General features: G+C 72.1%; 13 protein-coding genes. 6 read left to right on the top strand and 7 right to left on the bottom strand.

Features of this window, described 5'->3' with window-relative positions:
• Positions 1-105: 105 nt before the first annotated feature.
• The 3 genes from ACFPQ9_RS10445 to ACFPQ9_RS10435 all read right to left on the bottom strand — a co-directional run bounded on the left by ACFPQ9_RS10445 (position 106) and on the right by ACFPQ9_RS10435 (position 3,534).
• Positions 106-609: a nuclear transport factor 2 family protein gene (locus ACFPQ9_RS10445; RefSeq protein ID WP_380850233.1), complete on the bottom strand. Its 504-nt coding sequence runs from the start codon at positions 607-609 to the stop codon at positions 106-108.
• Positions 606-1,532: a dihydropteroate synthase gene (gene folP, locus ACFPQ9_RS10440; RefSeq protein WP_380850230.1), complete on the bottom strand. Its 927-nt coding sequence runs from the start codon at positions 1,530-1,532 to the stop codon at positions 606-608. Before folP ends, ACFPQ9_RS10445 begins: the two co-directional genes overlap by 4 nt.
• A 160-nt stretch (positions 1,533-1,692) precedes the next feature.
• Positions 1,693-3,534 carry a phosphatidylglycerol lysyltransferase domain-containing protein gene (locus ACFPQ9_RS10435; RefSeq protein ID WP_380850227.1) on the bottom strand — a complete coding sequence of 614 codons (1,842 nt, stop codon included), beginning with the start codon at positions 3,532-3,534 and terminating at the stop codon, positions 1,693-1,695.
• Positions 3,535-3,790: 256 nt separating this feature from the next.
• Here ACFPQ9_RS10435 and ACFPQ9_RS10430 point away from each other — a divergent pair, with 256 nt between their 5' ends.
• Together ACFPQ9_RS10430 and ACFPQ9_RS10425 are read left to right on the top strand one after the other, a co-directional pair.
• Complete coding sequence (locus ACFPQ9_RS10430; protein ID WP_380850224.1) at positions 3,791-4,909, top strand: alpha/beta hydrolase; 1,119 nt, start codon at positions 3,791-3,793, stop codon at positions 4,907-4,909.
• A gap of 144 nt (positions 4,910-5,053) precedes the next feature.
• On the top strand, positions 5,054-6,628 hold the full coding sequence (locus ACFPQ9_RS10425) for a hypothetical protein (RefSeq protein WP_380850221.1): 1,575 nt from the start codon (positions 5,054-5,056) through the stop codon (positions 6,626-6,628).
• Positions 6,629-6,827: 199 nt separating this feature from the next.
• On the opposite strand, the gene ACFPQ9_RS10420 is transcribed toward ACFPQ9_RS10425, so the two are convergent.
• Positions 6,828-8,162 (bottom strand): PH domain-containing protein, encoded by a 1,335-nt coding sequence (locus ACFPQ9_RS10420; RefSeq protein WP_380850218.1) that lies wholly within the window; start codon positions 8,160-8,162, stop codon positions 6,828-6,830.
• On the bottom strand, positions 8,159-8,677 hold the full coding sequence (locus ACFPQ9_RS10415; RefSeq protein ID WP_380850215.1) for a PH domain-containing protein: 519 nt from the start codon (positions 8,675-8,677) through the stop codon (positions 8,159-8,161). Before ACFPQ9_RS10415 ends, ACFPQ9_RS10420 begins: the two co-directional genes overlap by 4 nt.
• 31 nt (positions 8,678-8,708) lie before the next feature.
• On the opposite strand from ACFPQ9_RS10415, the gene ACFPQ9_RS10410 reads away from it, so the two are divergent.
• Entirely contained in the window at positions 8,709-9,860 is a 1,152-nt protein-coding gene (locus tag ACFPQ9_RS10410) for an NADH-quinone oxidoreductase subunit D (protein ID WP_380850212.1), read from the top strand.
• 6 nt (positions 9,861-9,866) lie between these two features.
• On the opposite strand, the gene ACFPQ9_RS10405 is transcribed toward ACFPQ9_RS10410, so the two are convergent.
• Complete coding sequence (locus ACFPQ9_RS10405) at positions 9,867-10,880, bottom strand: SAM-dependent methyltransferase (protein WP_380850209.1); 1,014 nt, start codon at positions 10,878-10,880, stop codon at positions 9,867-9,869.
• A 118-nt stretch (positions 10,881-10,998) separates the two neighbouring features.
• Between ACFPQ9_RS10405 and ACFPQ9_RS10400 the strand changes: the two genes are divergently transcribed.
• From ACFPQ9_RS10400 to ACFPQ9_RS10390, 3 genes are all read left to right on the top strand, one after another.
• A complete protein-coding gene (locus ACFPQ9_RS10400; RefSeq protein ID WP_380850206.1) occupies positions 10,999-12,213 on the top strand; it encodes a sensor histidine kinase in 1,215 nt (404 codons plus the stop codon).
• Between the two features lie 130 nt (positions 12,214-12,343).
• Positions 12,344-13,015, top strand: coding sequence for a response regulator (locus tag ACFPQ9_RS10395; protein ID WP_030967559.1), 672 nt, complete (start codon positions 12,344-12,346; stop codon positions 13,013-13,015).
• 61 nt (positions 13,016-13,076) lie between these two features.
• A complete protein-coding gene (locus ACFPQ9_RS10390) occupies positions 13,077-13,709 on the top strand; it encodes an AAA family ATPase (RefSeq protein WP_380850203.1) in 633 nt (210 codons plus the stop codon).
• A 3-nt stretch (positions 13,710-13,712) separates the two neighbouring features.
• On the opposite strand, the gene ACFPQ9_RS10385 is transcribed toward ACFPQ9_RS10390, so the two are convergent.
• Positions 13,713-14,819, bottom strand: coding sequence for a DUF5937 family protein (locus ACFPQ9_RS10385; RefSeq protein WP_380850200.1), 1,107 nt, complete (start codon positions 14,817-14,819; stop codon positions 13,713-13,715).
• Positions 14,820-14,838: the final 19 nt, after the last annotated feature.

Genomic DNA, 14,838 nt, shown 5'->3' with positions numbered 1-14,838 from the left:
GCACACGTGATTCCAACCACTTCTTGGTCCCGGCGGGTCCGGCGGACCCCCGTGCGGGTGGTGGTGGGCCTGCGGCCCTGAGGGTCCTGTAGGGCGCCTACCCCGTCAGGCGGGGGTGTCGTCGTTCTCGTCGTCGTCGTTTTCGGCCAGAACCGGCGAGGCGTGGTGCGACCACATCTTCCAGCCCTCGGTCGTGCGCCGGAACACGTTCGTGGCGACCACGAGCTGGCCGACGAGCGGGCCGAGCTCCTCGCCCGCGTCGGGCGCGGGGCCGCCGCTGAGGATGTTCTCGGTGCAGGTCACCAGGGCGGTGTCGCCGGTGACGGAGACGTGTACGTCGGTGAGGAAGAACTGGATGTAGTCGGTGTTCGCCATGATCAGCGCGTAGGACCTGAGGACCTCGCCGCGTCCGGTGAGCACCGGCCAGCCGGGGTGCACGCAGGAGATCACACCGGCGTCGGCCGGGTCGTGGTACGTCTCGTCGATGCCGAGGTCGGTCGGGGTGAGCCAGAGCTTGGACAGCTGCTCGAAGTCGCCGCGCTCCACGGCCTCGTAGAAGGCGGTGTTGGCGGCCTCCACCTGCTCGACGTCGGTGTGGGGGGCGCTCACCGGGCTCCTTCGGGGCCGTGCGCGACGCTGCGCTCGGTGTGCGCGCCGGGCGCGGTCCCGGCCTCACGCGCCTCCTCGATGGCGCGTGTGACGCGCACCGCGTCCGCCGTGGCGCGCACCTCGTGCACGCGTACGGCCCATGCGCCGGCCTGCGCGGCGAGCGCCGACACGGCGGCCGTGGCGGCGTCGCGCTCCCGGGCGGGCGGCGGCGCGCCCTGGGGGCCGGCGAGGACCCGGCCGAGGAACCGTTTGCGGGAGGCGGCGACGAGCAGGGGGTGGCCGAGGGTGAGCAGCCGGTCCAGGTGGGCGAGGAGGACGAGGTCGTGCTCGGCGTCCTTGGAGAAGCCGAGGCCGGGGTCGACGACGATCCGGTCGGGGGCGATGCCGCCCTCCAGAACGGCCTCCACGCGTGCGTGGAGCTCTTCGACGACCTCGGCGACGACGTCGTCGTACACGCCCTTGACGTTGCCGCCGGCGAGGAAGCCGCGCCAGTGCATGACGACGAAGGGGGCGCCGGCGTCGGCGACGACCGGGATCATCGCGGGGTCGGCGAGGCCGCCGCTGACGTCGTTGACGAGGGCGGCTCCGGCGGCGAGGGCCTGCTCGGCGACGGAGGCGCGCATGGTGTCGACCGAGATCGTGACGCCCTCGGCGGCGAGGCCGCGGACGACGGGGATGACGCGGCGCAGTTCCTCGGCCTCGTCGACCCGGGTGGCGCCGGGGCGGGTGGACTCGCCGCCGACGTCGACCAGGTCGGCGCCCTCCTCGACCAGGGCGAGGCCGTGCTTCACGGCGGACGTCGTGTCGAACCAGCGGCCGCCGTCGGAGAAGGAGTCGGGGGTCACGTTGACGACTCCCATGACCGCGCACCGGTCCCACTGGGGAAGGCCCGCGACGCGCCCGCGTCCGCTGTGCTTGCTCATACGTTCAGCGTAGGCGCTCCGCTGGGAGGGCCGGGACAGGTGGGGGTTGGACCGGGCTGTGGGCGGGTGCGGGTCCGTCGTGGCTGGTCGCGCCCACGCGGCGGAGCCGCATGTCGAACACAGCCTCGCGCCCCTTGGTGGGCTGCTGAACCGTTGGCTGCTACGCCGCCCGGACGTCGCGCTCCGCCACCCGGTGTGCGCACGGGCGGCGTGCGGCCGTGCGGCGGCGCAGGAAGCGGGGCAGGGGCAGGGCCATGTTCACGAAGCCTTCCGCCTGCATGGCGGCGAGGCCGAGGCGGGGCAGGTCCGCCGAGGCGCGGTAGACCACGAAGCGGGGCTCCCAGCGGGGCTGGAACTTGGCGTTGAACTTGTACAGCGACTCGATCTGGAACCAGCGGGAGAGGAAGACCAGCAGGCCCCGCCAGGCGCGCAGCACCGGGCCCGCGCCGATCTTCTCGCCGCGGGCGAGCGCCGAGCGGAACATGGCGAAGTTGAGGGACACGCGCGCGATGTCGAACTTCGGGGCGGCCTGGAGGGCGGCCACGATCAGCAGTTCGTTCATGCCGGGGTCGGCCGCGCGGTCGCGGCGCATCAGGTCGAGCGAGACGCCGTCGGTGCCCCAGGGCACGAAGTGGAGGATCGCTTTGAGGTCGCCGTACGGTCCGGGCTCCTCGTCGGCCTTGTGGGCGGTGGCGATCAGGCAGTCGCCGTCGGACGGGTCGCCGACGCGGCCCAGGGCCATGGAGAAGCCGCGCTCGGTGTCGGTGCCGCGCCAGTCCTCGGCGGCCTGCCGGATCCGCTCCAGTTCGGTTTCGCCGAGGTCACGGACACGTCGTACCCGGGTCTCGTAACCGGCGCGCTCGATGCGCTTGACCATCTGACGCACATTGCGCATCGCGCGGCCGGTGAGGGAGAAATCCGGGACGTCCACCACCGCCTCGTCGCCCAGTTCGAGGGCGTCGAGTCCGGTCTCGCGGGTCCACACCTCGGCGCCGGTCTCGGAGCAGCCCATGACGGCGGGGGTCCAGGAGTGGGCCTTGGCCTCGTCCATGAAGCGCTCGATCGCGCCGGGCCAGGCCTCGACGTCGCCTATGGGGTCGCCGCTGGCGAGCATCACGCCGGAGACGACGCGGTAGGTGACGGCGGCCTTGCCGCTGGGGGAGAAGACGACGGCCTTGTCGCGGCGCAGCGCGAAGTGACCGAGGGAGTCGCGGCCGCCGTGCTTGGCGAGCAGGGCGCGAAGCCGGTCCTCGTCGTCCTCGGTCAGGGCCGCGGCCGGGTGCTCGGGGCGGAAGGCCAGGTAGATGGTGGTGACGGCGGTCAGCAGGCCGAGAGCGCCGAGGGAGAAGGCGACCGTCCAGGAGGTGCTGCCCCGGTAGTCGACCGGGCCCTCGAAGCCGAACAGGCCGTACAGGACGTGGGTGATGCGGTCCGCCAGGCTCGGGTCGCCGAGCAGGGTCCCCGGGTGGGCGCTGACGATGACCAGGCCGAGGGCGAGTGAACCGGCGCCCATGAGAACGAAGTTGGCGAGCGCGCGCCAGCGGCTGCGCGGGTCGGGCAGGGCCGCGAACTGGTCGCGGTGGCGCAGCAGGGGCGCGAGCAGCGCGAGAGAGATCAGGACGCCGATGACGGAGTGGCGGTAGCTGAACTGGGCCACCGCTCCGGCCGGCAGCAGGATGACGGCGGCGCGCCAGGCCCGGCGCTTGCCGCGCTTGAGGCCGTGCGCGAGCAGCAGCAACAGCACGCCGGCGCTGAGCGAGAGGGCGGCCGCGAACGGGCCCGTCGCGCCGGGCAGTACTTCGGCGATGGCGTGCATACGGCTGTGCCGGAAGCGCGGGAAGACGCCGGCGGCGACGTCCAGCAGGCCGACCAGGGCGCAGGCTCTGCCGAGGAGGACGGGAACGGCCTCGGGGCGCGGGCCGCGCAGCACGTTCCGCGCGCGGCTCGCCAGCTGCCCCACCTGGTTCACCTGGGGTGATCGTTGAGGAACCTTGCCCGACATTTCCACATCTGTCCTGACAGACATCGCATCCCATTAGTTCTGCGAGAGACCTTGGATCCGGTGCCGATTCGGGCATCCGGCGACATTGCGCCCTCTAGGACGGTGTCTTGAGGGGAGAGGTTCACTCGGCTCCCCAAAACCGTTTCAAAGGCCAAGGAAAGTCCGGGGCAAGCCCTTGCGAAGGAGCGGGGGAGGTGACGCGTGCGGCAGTGTCCGCGCGTGGTCCCGGGCGGAAAGTGCGGACAGGTAACCATCGATGGGTCTCACGAGCGACAAGGTGCTGGCGCTGACGGTGCTCGCGGCCGTAGGGCTGTTCGTCGGCACGGTGTGGCTGTGGCCACGGCTGGCACGGCAGGGGCCGCGGGTCGTCGCCGGGCGCGTCGGGCTGCTGCTCGCCACGCAGTTGGCGCTCTTCGCGGCGGTCGGGCTCCTCGCCAACCAGGCCTTCGGGTTCTACGCGAGCTGGGCCGACCTGTTCGGGCAGGAGAAGGACCAGGGCGTCGTCGTGGACCATGTGCCGGCGGGCGGGCCGCTGCGGGTCACCGGGACGCAGCGGATGCCGGGGGCGGCGAGCGACGGTCCGCAGCGGGGAGGCCAGATCCAGAAGGTCGACATCGTGGGGCGTACGACACACATCGCGACGCCCGCGTACATCTATCTGCCGCCCGAGTATTTTCAGCCGGAATACCGGACGCGTACGTTCCCGGCGGCCGTCGTCCTCACCGGCTATCCGGGCACGGCCCGGGCGCTGGTGGACAAGCTCGACTACCCGCGCACGGCAGCCCGGCTGGTCGCGCAGGGCCGTATGGAGCCGATGATCCTGGTGATGATGCGGCCGACCGTGGCGCCGCCGCGGGACACGGAGTGCGTGGACATTCCCGGGGGGCCGCGGACCGAGACGTTCTTCGCGGCGGATCTGCCCGAGGCGGTGAGCGGCCACTACAGGGTCGGCGGGAGTCCGGGCAGTTGGGGCATCATCGGCGACTCCACCGGCGGCTACTGCGCGCTGAAGCTCGCCATGCACCATCCACGGGTGTACGCCGCGGGGGCGGGGCTTTCCGCCTACTACAAGGCGCCGATCGACGCCACGACCGGCGATCTCTTCCACGGCGACGAGGAACTGCGCAATCGCGCGAACCTGTGGTGGTACCTCGAGCACATGCCGGCTCCGGACACTTCACTGCTCGTCAGCAGCAGCAAAGTTGGAGAATCCAACTACAAGGACACGTTGAAGTTCATTGACCGTGTGAAGGCGACCGGGCTGACCCGGATCTCATCGATCATCCTCGAAAGCGGAGGGCACAACTTCAACACCTGGCGGCGGGAGATTCCGGGGACGCTGGAGTGGATGAGCGGACGGCTGGGCGGCAGGTGAGGTGGCCGATCCGGCTCTTCGATCTTGGTTCGTGGTCAATTCGATCGCGGAACTGAATCCGGATGCCAAGTGAACGACTCGGGATGGCTGTCTTTTTACGGGGCGGGGCTCCAAGATTCGCCTACGCGCGGTAAGTTTCTGGCCATGCCACGTGGACGTCACCGCCATTCCCCGCCCTTGCACAGGATGCTGCCCCCGTCGGCGATCGCGGGCGTGTCCGTCGTCTGTGCGCTCGCCCCCTGGATGTTCACCGAACCCATGGCGCTGCGCGGCCTCGCCGCGGCCGCCGCGGCTACGGCGGTCCTGGGTGCGGTCGTCATGCGCCGCTGGGACACACAGGCGGGCAAGCAGGTCGCCGACCTCACGCGCGCGCGTGCCAGCGACGAGTGGCGGCACGAGGAGCGGGTCGCCGAACTGGAGGCCGACCTCGACGAGTCGCGCGAGCTGCGCGTGAAGCTGGAGCAGCGGCTGCGGGGCAAGCGGGCGGAGCTGGCCGGGCTGCGCAACGAGCACGCCTCGCTGCTGCGGCGGTACGCCACGGCGGAGACCGAGCGGGCGAGCGTCCTGGAGGAGCGCCGGGTTCTGGAGATAGAGGCCGCCACGCCCGCGCGTGCGCTGCCGCCGGTGCCGGGTGACTCGGCGGCCGAGGCCGCCGATGACGACGCCGTCGCCGGGACCGCAGAGACCGCCGAGGAGGCGGGGGCTGTGGCTGCCCCGGCCGGGGCGGAGGGCGCGGAAGGCGCGGAGAGCGTGGCGGACGACGAGGCCGTCGAGACGGTCGAGGACGACGCGGCGGCGGAGACGGCGGCGGAGACGTCGGCGGACGCGCAGGTCTTCTCGCCGGAGGGTTCGCGGCTGTTCCTGCGGGCCAAGGCCGCGTTGGCGCGGTTCGACGAGGACGGGGAGCCGGCGAAGGGCGAGGCGTCCGACGAGGGCCCGGCCGAGGAGACGTCCGCCGAGGAGACGTTCGCCGAGGAGACGTTCGCCGAGGTCGCGGAAGGCGTCGGGACCACCGAAGCCGCCGAGTCTGCCGAGCTCGCTGAGTCCGCGGAGTCCTTTGAGTCCGCGGAGTCCTTTGAGGACGAGTCGCAGGCGTCCGTCGACGAGGCGGTCGGCGACCAGGACGGCTCTGCGAAGGGCAAGCCCTCCCAGGAGCCCGCGAAGGACGAGTCCCCGAAGAACGACCCCCCGAAGGGCGACGGCCCGTCCGGCGGCAGGCCGCTGAAGGACGCCTCCGGTGACGCCGAGGTGGAGGGGGCCGGCGGGTCCGAGACGGACCCCGTGCCGGAGGACGACCCGCAGGGGAAGTCCGGGGCGGTCGACGGGCATGAGCACGCGGCCGCCGTCACCCCGGCAGGCGCGGCCGCCACGACAAGGCCGACGCTGCCAGCGGCTCGACGCCCGGCCGGGCACTTCATCGAGCCGACCGCGGTGGCCGTCGCGCCGGCCGCGCCCGTGCGGCGTCCGTCCGTCGAGGGCGGGTTCGACTTCTTCGGCACGAAGCAGGGCGCCGAGTCGTCCACCCTGGAGTCCGTCCAGAACGAGGACCTCGCCGACGTCGTCGGCCAGGAGGCCCTCGCCCTGCACAAGGCCGAGGCCGAGGCCGAGTTCAAGCCCGCCGACGAGGAGTCCCGGGGCATCGGCCAGGTCATCGACCTGACGGCGCACGACGAGACGGAACAGATCGACGTACAGGGCCTGCGGAGCGCGGTTTCCTGACGTGAGGGGCGAGCCTTCCGAGGCTCGCTTCGGCGAGGCCCGCGCGCTTTTCGGTGCACCACTTTGCGGCTTTCGGCGCACCACTTTGCGGCCGCCCCGAGACTTGTCGGGGCGGCCGACGACGTTCAGGGCAGGCGGTCTGCGGACCACTTCCGTGGTCTCCGCCGGTCTCCGCGCCCGCCCGCACCTTCTCCGCCGGTCAGGCCATCCAGCGGTCCGGCCGGGCGTCCCGGCGGCCCGTGCGGGAGCGCTCCGCCTGGCCCCGTAGCAGCTCTGCCGCCTCCTCGGCGTCCCTCAGACGGGCCGTGACCGTCTTGCCGGCCCCCGTGTCCACATGGACGTCCGCGACGCCCCACAGGCGCTCCCAGGGGCCCTGGGCGAGCCGCACGCTCTGGACCTTGGCGTGCGGCACCAGGGCGAGGCTGCGGCGGAGCAGGCCCGTGCGGGCGGCGAACACCGCGTCCGTGACGGCGAGGCCGTAGCCGCGCCACCACAGCGGCACGCACCTGGCGGCGCGCCGTGGCGGCCCGGACAGGGAGGCGCGGCCCGGGACCGTCACCCCGGGCAGGACGCGTGCCACGACCGACTCGGCGACCTCGCGCGGCGCCACCGGGAGCAGGAGGGAATTGGCGGAGCCGGCCACGTCCAGCTCCACCCGCACCCAGCCGCGTCGTCGCCACAGCAGCGGCTCGACGATCCGTACCGTCTGCACGCGGCCCGGCGGCACCGTCTCGTGGGCGCGGTCGAGCAGGCCGTGGTCGATGCGCAGACCGTCCTGCGACTCGCCCACCGTCCAGTCGTACTCGGTGACGAACCGCCCCACGCTGCTCGCCCCCGCCGCGCCGAACAGCGGAATAGCGGTCGCCAGCACCGTCCACACGTTCTCGGTGACCAGCCACAGGACGGTCGGTACGACCAGCGCGGCGGCCAGCGTCGCCCAGGTCGCGCCGGTCAGGACGAGCGAGGTGGCGAGGACCGCCGGCGGGACCCGCAGGAGCTGCTGGGACGGCGCCTCGCCTATCTCGTGCGCCGTCTCGGGGGCGAAACCGGCGGCGCGCGCGAGGAGTTCCGCACGCAGGGCGCGCGCCTCCTCCGCGCCCAGAAAGGCGAGTTCGTCCTTCTTGTCGGTGCCTATGACGTCCAGCTTCAGCTTCGCCACGCCCGCCACGCGCGCGAGGAGCGGCTGGGTGACGTCGATCGCCTGGATGCGTTCCAGCCGGATGTGCGCGGTGCGCCGGAACAGCAGCCCGGTGCGGATGCGCAGCTCCGCGTCCGTCACCGCGAAGTGCGTGAACCACCAGGTGAGGAAGCCGTACAGGGCGGCCGCGGGGAGCAGCACGGCGAGTGCGATCAGCAGGGTGGTCGTGGTCAGTCCGGTGAGGTGGCGCTGTGCCTGGTCCGGGTCGTGCACCGCCCAGCCGATCAGCACGGCCACGGGAGCCCACGCGCGCCTGAGCGGCGTCACCGGGTGCAGTCGTCGCTCGGACACGGGCCGTTGTGCGCGTACGGCGTCGCCGACGCCGGGCGTCGTCACAGGCCCGCCGATCGGGCCTCGCCCAGCTCGGTGAGCCGGTCGCGCAGCCGTTCCGCCTCCGCCGGATCGAGGCCGGGGATCGTGGCGTCGGTCGCGGCGGCCGCCGTGTGCAGCTGCACGCTGGCCAGCCCGAAGTGCCGCTCCACGGGCCCCGAGGTGACCTCGACCAGTTGCATACGGCCGTACGGCACGACCGTCTCCTCGCGCCACAGCACGCCCCGGCTGATCAGCAGGTCGTCGGCGCGCTCGGCGTAGCGCCAGGAACGCCAGTTGCGGCCCAGCATCATCCAGCCCCACGCCATCAGCGCGAGCGGCAGCACCGCGAACGCCGCCCAGCCGGGCCCGGCGAGCAGGCCGAGCAGCAGGCCCAGGCCGATCGTCAGCAGTCCCAGCCACACCACCAGCAGCAGTCGGCGCATCCGGAGCAGGCCCGGCGGCAGGCCGGTCCACCCCGGCTCGCCCCCCGCCCGCTCGTCCCCCGCCGTTCCCGTGTTCTGTGGGCTCCCCGTCTCCATGGGGCCAGCGTACGTAGGAGAGACTGTGTCCATGACTCCTACGACGGAGACCATGGTCGGGATCGGCGGCGCCGCGGAGAGCACCGACATGGTGCTCAACATCGGGCCCCAGCACCCGTCCACGCACGGGGTGCTGCGCCTGAAGCTCGTGCTGGACGGCGAGCGCATCATCAGCGCGGAACCGGTGATCGGGTACATGCACCGCGGCGCCGAGAAGCTCTTCGAGGCCCGCGACTACCGCCAGATCATCATGCTCGCCAACCGTCACGACTGGCTGTCGGCGTTCTCCAACGAGCTGGGCGTCGTCCTGGCGGTGGAGCGCATGCTGGGGATGGAGGTGCCCGAGCGGGCCGTGTGGACTCGGACCTTGCTCGCGGAACTCAACCGGGTGCTCAACCACCTGATGTTCCTGGGGTCGTATCCGCTGGAGCTGGGCGGGATCACGCCGATCTTCTACGCCTTCACGGAGCGCGAGGAGCTCCAGCACGTGATGGAGGAGGTCTCCGGCGGGCGCATGCACTACATGTTCAACCGGGTCGGCGGCCTGAAGGAGGACCTGCCGGCCGGGTGGACCACGCGTGCGCGTACCGCCGTCGCCGATGTGCGCTCCCGCATGGACCGGTTCGACGACCTGGTCCTCGGCAACGAGATCTTCCGGGGGCGCACGCGGGGCGTGGGCGCGCTCACGCCGGAGGTCGTGCACGCGTACGGCGTGAGCGGGCCGATCGCGCGCGCCGCGGGCGTGGACTTCGACCTGCGCCGCGACGAGCCCTACCTCGCCTACGGCGAGCTGGGGGACGTCCTGCGCGTGGTGACCCGGGACGAGGGCGACTGCCTCGCGCGCTTCGAGTGCCTGCTGGAGCAGACCCACAACGCCCTCGACCTCGCGGACGCCTGCCTGGACCGGCTCGCGGAGCTGTCGCCGGGGCCGATCAACCAGCGGCTGCCCAAGGTGCTGAAGGCGCCCGAGGGCCACACGTACGCGTGGACCGAGAACCCGCTCGGCATCAACGGCTACTACCTCGTCAGCAAGGGCGAGAAGACCCCGTACCGGCTGAAGCTGCGCTCCGCCTCGTACAACAACATCCAGGCACTGGTCGAACTGCTGCCGGGGACGCTGGTCGCGGACATGGTGGCGATCCTGGGGTCGATGTTCTTCGTGGTGGGGGACATCGACAAGTAGGGGCCGTCAGTGCGCCGGGGTGCCCTGCCCCTGCGCCAGTACGTTCGGAATGCCAACCGGCTGTATGAGCCAGCCGAAGTCGCCGAGGCCGCCCGTCGCCGTCAGCTCGGCGGCCTCGCCCGCGCTCGCGAGGGCTCGCACGTACTCCGCCGGGCTGGTCGAGGCCAGCTCCAGCGGGGGACGCGCGCCCGTGATGCCCAGGGCGTGCAGGGCGGCGCGCTGGGTCAGCAGGGCCGCTCCGGGCAGCGCGCACGCGTCCAGCGCCACGTGGGCGGTGATGTCGCACGAACCGTCCGGCACGGGCGCCGTCTCGCGCCCCTCACGGAAGCCGGTCAGGGTGCCGAAGGGCGGCCGTCCCGGCGCCGTGTGCGCGTAGTCCACGGCGACCGCCAGGCCCCGGTCCAGCGTCGCGACCGCGGCGGCCCAGGCCTCGTCCCTCGGCAGGCCGATCTCGGCCCGCGCCCCCTCCACGCCCTCCAGCGGCCACCACCGCTCCAGCCACTTCGCCGCCGCCCCGGCGACCGGCTCCCCGAGGCGCTCGGTGCCGTCCCGCCGTACGAGGATCCGGCGCGGTACGCCCGCGGAGTCGACCTCGGCGACCTCCACGGGGACGTTGTCGAGCCACTCGTTGGCGAACAGCAGGCCCGTGATCCGCGGCGGCGGCTCCGGCAGCCACTCGATGCGGTGATCCAGGGACGGCGGGCGGCCGGCGATCTCGACGGCGTACGCACGCGTGCGTGCCGCCACCTCGGTGGGCAGGGCGGCCAGGACGCCGGTGATCAGCTCGCCGCGGCCGGCTGCCATGTCGACCACGTCGAGGCGCTCGGGGCGGCCGAGGGCCTCGTCGACGCGGCACAGCAGCCGGGCCACGGCGCCGGCGAAGAGCGGCGAGGCGTGCACGGACGTACGGAAGTGCCCGGCCGGGCCCTCAGGACGGCGATAGAAGCCGTCCGGCCCGTAAAGAGCGGCTTCCGCTGCCGTGCGCCACCCGTGCCACTCGTCCGTCGCCTCTGCAGTCACCGGCCCAGGCTAAGCGCACGGAAGAACGCAGCCTCCACCTTGGGGAGTACGCGCGCGGGGTGCGGATCGGCCCTCCGGTTGACCCCTGCACGCATCTCGCTTCCCTACGCTGGGTTACGTGCAGCGCCTCTACGACTTCATCCGCAGGCACCCGACATGGGTCGACAGCTTCTGGGCCGTCTTCCTGCTCGGGATCTCTGTGGTCACCGTGGCCGTCCGCGACGAGGGCGGACAGAACCCTCCGGGCACGGACTCAGAGGCGGCCATCATCGTGATGGTCCTGCTGCTGTGCCTGGTCATCGCGCTGCGCCGGCGGATGCCGGAGAAAATGCTGCTGCTGGCCATCGGCGTCGGGCTGGGACAGCTGGTCCTTGACGTGGCGACGACACCCGCGAACTTCGCCTTCCTGGTGATCGTCTACACCGTGGCCGCGACCGGCGCCCGCTGGGCCTCCCGGGTCGCGCTCGGCGTGGGCCTGTGCGCCGCACCCCTCGCCCAGCTGCGCTGGCCGGAACAGGACTCCAGCGTCCTGGGCAACATCGCCCTGATCATCTTCCTGACGGTGCCGTTCGCGCTCGCCTGGGTGCTCGGCGACTCGATCCGCACCCGACGCGCCTACTACGAGCAGCTGGAGGAGCGCGCGACCCGGCTCGAAAAGGAGCGCGAGGCGCAGTCCAAGGTCGCGGTTGCCGCCGAACGCGCCCGGATCGCACGCGAGCTGCACGACGTCGTCGCGCACAACGTCTCCGTGATGGTGGTGCAGGCCGACGGCGCCGCATACGTCCTCGACTCCGCACCCGACCAGGCCAAGAAGGCCCTGGAGACCATCTCCTCCACCGGCCGCCAGGCCCTCGCCGAGATGCGCCGCCTGCTCGGCGTGCTGCGCACCGGCGAGCACCAGGAGAGCGGGGAGTACGTCCCGCAGCCCGACGTCGAGCAGATCGACGAGCTCATCCAGCAGTGCCGCACCTCCGGTCTGCCGGTCGACTTCAAGGTCGAGGGCACCCCGCGCCCGCTGCCCAGCGGCGTCGAGCTCACGGCGTACCGCATCGTGCAGGAGGCGCTCACCAACACCCGCAAGCACGGCGGGCCGAACGCGGGCGCCAGCGTGCGCCTGGTCTACTTCGACGACGGCCTCGGCCTGCTCGTCGAGGACGACGGCAAGGGCGCCCCGCACGAGCTGTACGAGGACGGCGGCGCCGACGGCAGCGGGCACGGCCTGATCGGGATGCGCGAGCGGGTCGGCATGGTCGGCGGCACCCTGGACGCGGGACCGCGCCCGGGCGGAGGATTCCGCATCAGTGCGCTGCTGCCGCTCAAACCAGCGCACTGACCCCTGAGCGATGCCCCCTGTTGACACCTGTAACGGCCCTGTAGACGGATAACAGCCCGGTAGACGGACACACCCGGTCGACGGACAACGGCCCGGTGGACGGGCACGGAAAACACGGAAGAGGACCCCGATGGCGATCCGCGTGATGCTCGTCGACGACCAGGTGCTGCTGCGCACCGGGTTCCGGATGGTGCTGGCCGCCCAGCCGGACATGGAGGTCGTCGCGGAGGCGGGCGACGGCGTCGAGGCCCTCCAGGTGCTGCGCTCGACCGCCGTCGACGTGGTGCTGATGGACGTGCGCATGCCGAAGCTGGACGGCGTGGAGACCACGCGCCGCATCTGCGCGGAGGCCGAGCCGCCCAAGGTGCTGATCCTGACCACCTTCGACCTCGACGAGTACGCCTTCTCCGGGCTGAAGGCGGGCGCCTCCGGCTTCATGCTCAAGGACGTGCCGCCCGGCGAACTCCTCGCCGCCATCCGCTCGGTGCACAGCGGCGACGCGGTGGTCGCCCCGTCCACAACCCGGCGCCTGCTGGACCGGTTCGCGCCGATGCTGCCGTCCGCCGGCAAGGAGCCGCAGCACAAGGAGCTGGAGCGGCTCACCGACCGCGAGCGCGAGGTCATGGTGCTGGTCGCGCAGGGGTTGTCCAACGGCGAGATCGCCGCCCGGCTGGTGCTGTCCGAGGCGACGGTGAAGACCCACGTCGGCCGCATCCTGACCAAGCTGGGGCTGCGCGACCGGGTGCAGGTGGTGGTCCTGGCCTACGAGACGGGGCTGGTGCGGGCCGGCGGGCACGGTTGACGCCAGTGGCGCGGCACGAGGATGTGACCCCGGCGTGACCGGTGCCCACTAGGGTCTGCGCATGCTCCTGTGGATCAACGGCCCCTTCGGGGGCGGCAAGACACAGACCGCACACGAGATCCGGCGCCGTCTGCCCGGCAGCGTCATCTGCGACCCGGAGCACGCCGGGTTCGGGCTGCGCCGCACACTCCCGCCCGAACTGCGGGGGGACTTCCAGGACTTGACGTCGTGGCGGCAGGGCGTCGTCGAGGTCCTCGACCTCGCCCTCACCCGGCACGACGGTGTGGTCATCGCCCCCATGACGGTCACGAACTCCGACTACTACGCCGAGACCGTCGGCCGGCTGGGTGAACTCGGCCACGACGTACGGCACTTCAGTCTCCTCGCCCAGCGGGAGACCGTCCTGAAGCGGCTGCGCGAGCGCGGCTTCGGTCACCTGCTCCAGTACGTCGCCGGGAAGAACGCCGGGCTTCGCCGGGAGAGCTGGGCCGTACGGCGGCTGGACCACTGTCTGGAGCGGTTGCGTGAGCCGGAGTTCGCCGAGCATCTGTGGACGGACCACTCGACCGTGCCCAAGACGGCCGACCGCATCGCCGTCCTGGCCGGACTGCGGCTGCGCCCCAACAACGAGGGTGCGCTGCGGACGCGGCTGCGGCAGGCGGGGGTCGGGATCAGGCACATCCGGTTCGACTGACGGTCATCTCAGGAGCGCTTCGAGCAGGTCACTGCCGAGCCGAGCCACCGAAGTGACGTCCAGCTGGTGCAGAACGTACCTCCCCCGACGCCGGGTGGTGACCAGGCCCGCCTTCTTCAGGGCGCTCAGATGCCGGGACAGCTCGGGCGCGGTCATGCCGTGGATCTGCACGAGTTCGCTCGTGGTGTAGGTGCTGCGGGCGAGGTTGCGGCAGATCTGCATCCGCACCGGGTGGGACAGGGCCGTCATCCTCAGGGTCAGCTGGTCGACCGACGGCGGCGCGGCGAGTCCGGGGGAGCCGACCGGGTAGTGCAGCACCGGCTGCCAGCCCTCCCGGTCGAGCACGCTGAGATGGGGCCAGCCAAGGCTCGTCGGCACGAGCAGCAGGTTCTTGTCGTCGATGACGATGTGGCTCTGGCGCAGCTTGTCGATGGTGATCCGGCCGGCGGCCTCGTCGACGTCGATCGCCGGAGACACGGCGGTCAGCGCGTCGGCCAGCCCTTTGTGGCGCAGAAGGTCGGTCTTGTGGCGGGCGTCCGCCGCGAGTTGGTGGCGCACGCGTGACCAGGTGTCCGCGAAGAACGCCTCGTCGCAGTCCTGGAGGAACTGCCGCAGCCAGGCCCGGATACGCGGCGGATCCTCGACCAGCCGCCGGCTGAAACGCAACTGCTGTGGCCCCCGCGCGGCAGCCAGGTCCAGGGCACGTCGGCGCAGCTCCGCGTCGGCCAGCAGGGCAGGCGCCTGCGGGGTGTTGGGCAGGGCGCAGGTGAACTCAAGGGCCGCGTCCACGAACTGCTCGTCCGTGAGCTTGTCCAGCTGGTCGAGCTCCTCCGCGAGAGTGGCGCCCGGGAGGGTGCCGCGGTCCGGGATGCCGGCGAAGGGCATGAACAGGTCGGAGAACGTCGTCCGCCACAGGAAGTCGGCCTCGCACATGCGGTCGGCCAGGTGGGAGTCCAACCGGGCCGCCACACCCGTGGACCAGCCCTGGAGGCCCGGGTGGTGCCCGGGCTCCGACAGCGCGTGCAGCGCCATGCCGAGCTCGGCCAGGGGGGAGGGCACGACGACGAGCCTCTCCGGCCGCAGCCCCGCGATGTCGATGGTCACGCTCATGGTCCCCATGGTGCACCCC

Origin of the sequence: Streptomyces coerulescens (genome assembly GCF_042657965.1) — a bacterium.
Lineage (GTDB): Bacteria > Actinomycetota > Actinomycetes > Streptomycetales > Streptomycetaceae > Streptomyces > Streptomyces coerulescens.
Note: the sequence above shows the minus strand (reverse complement) of the source record. Positions and strands in the feature narration are given on the sequence as shown.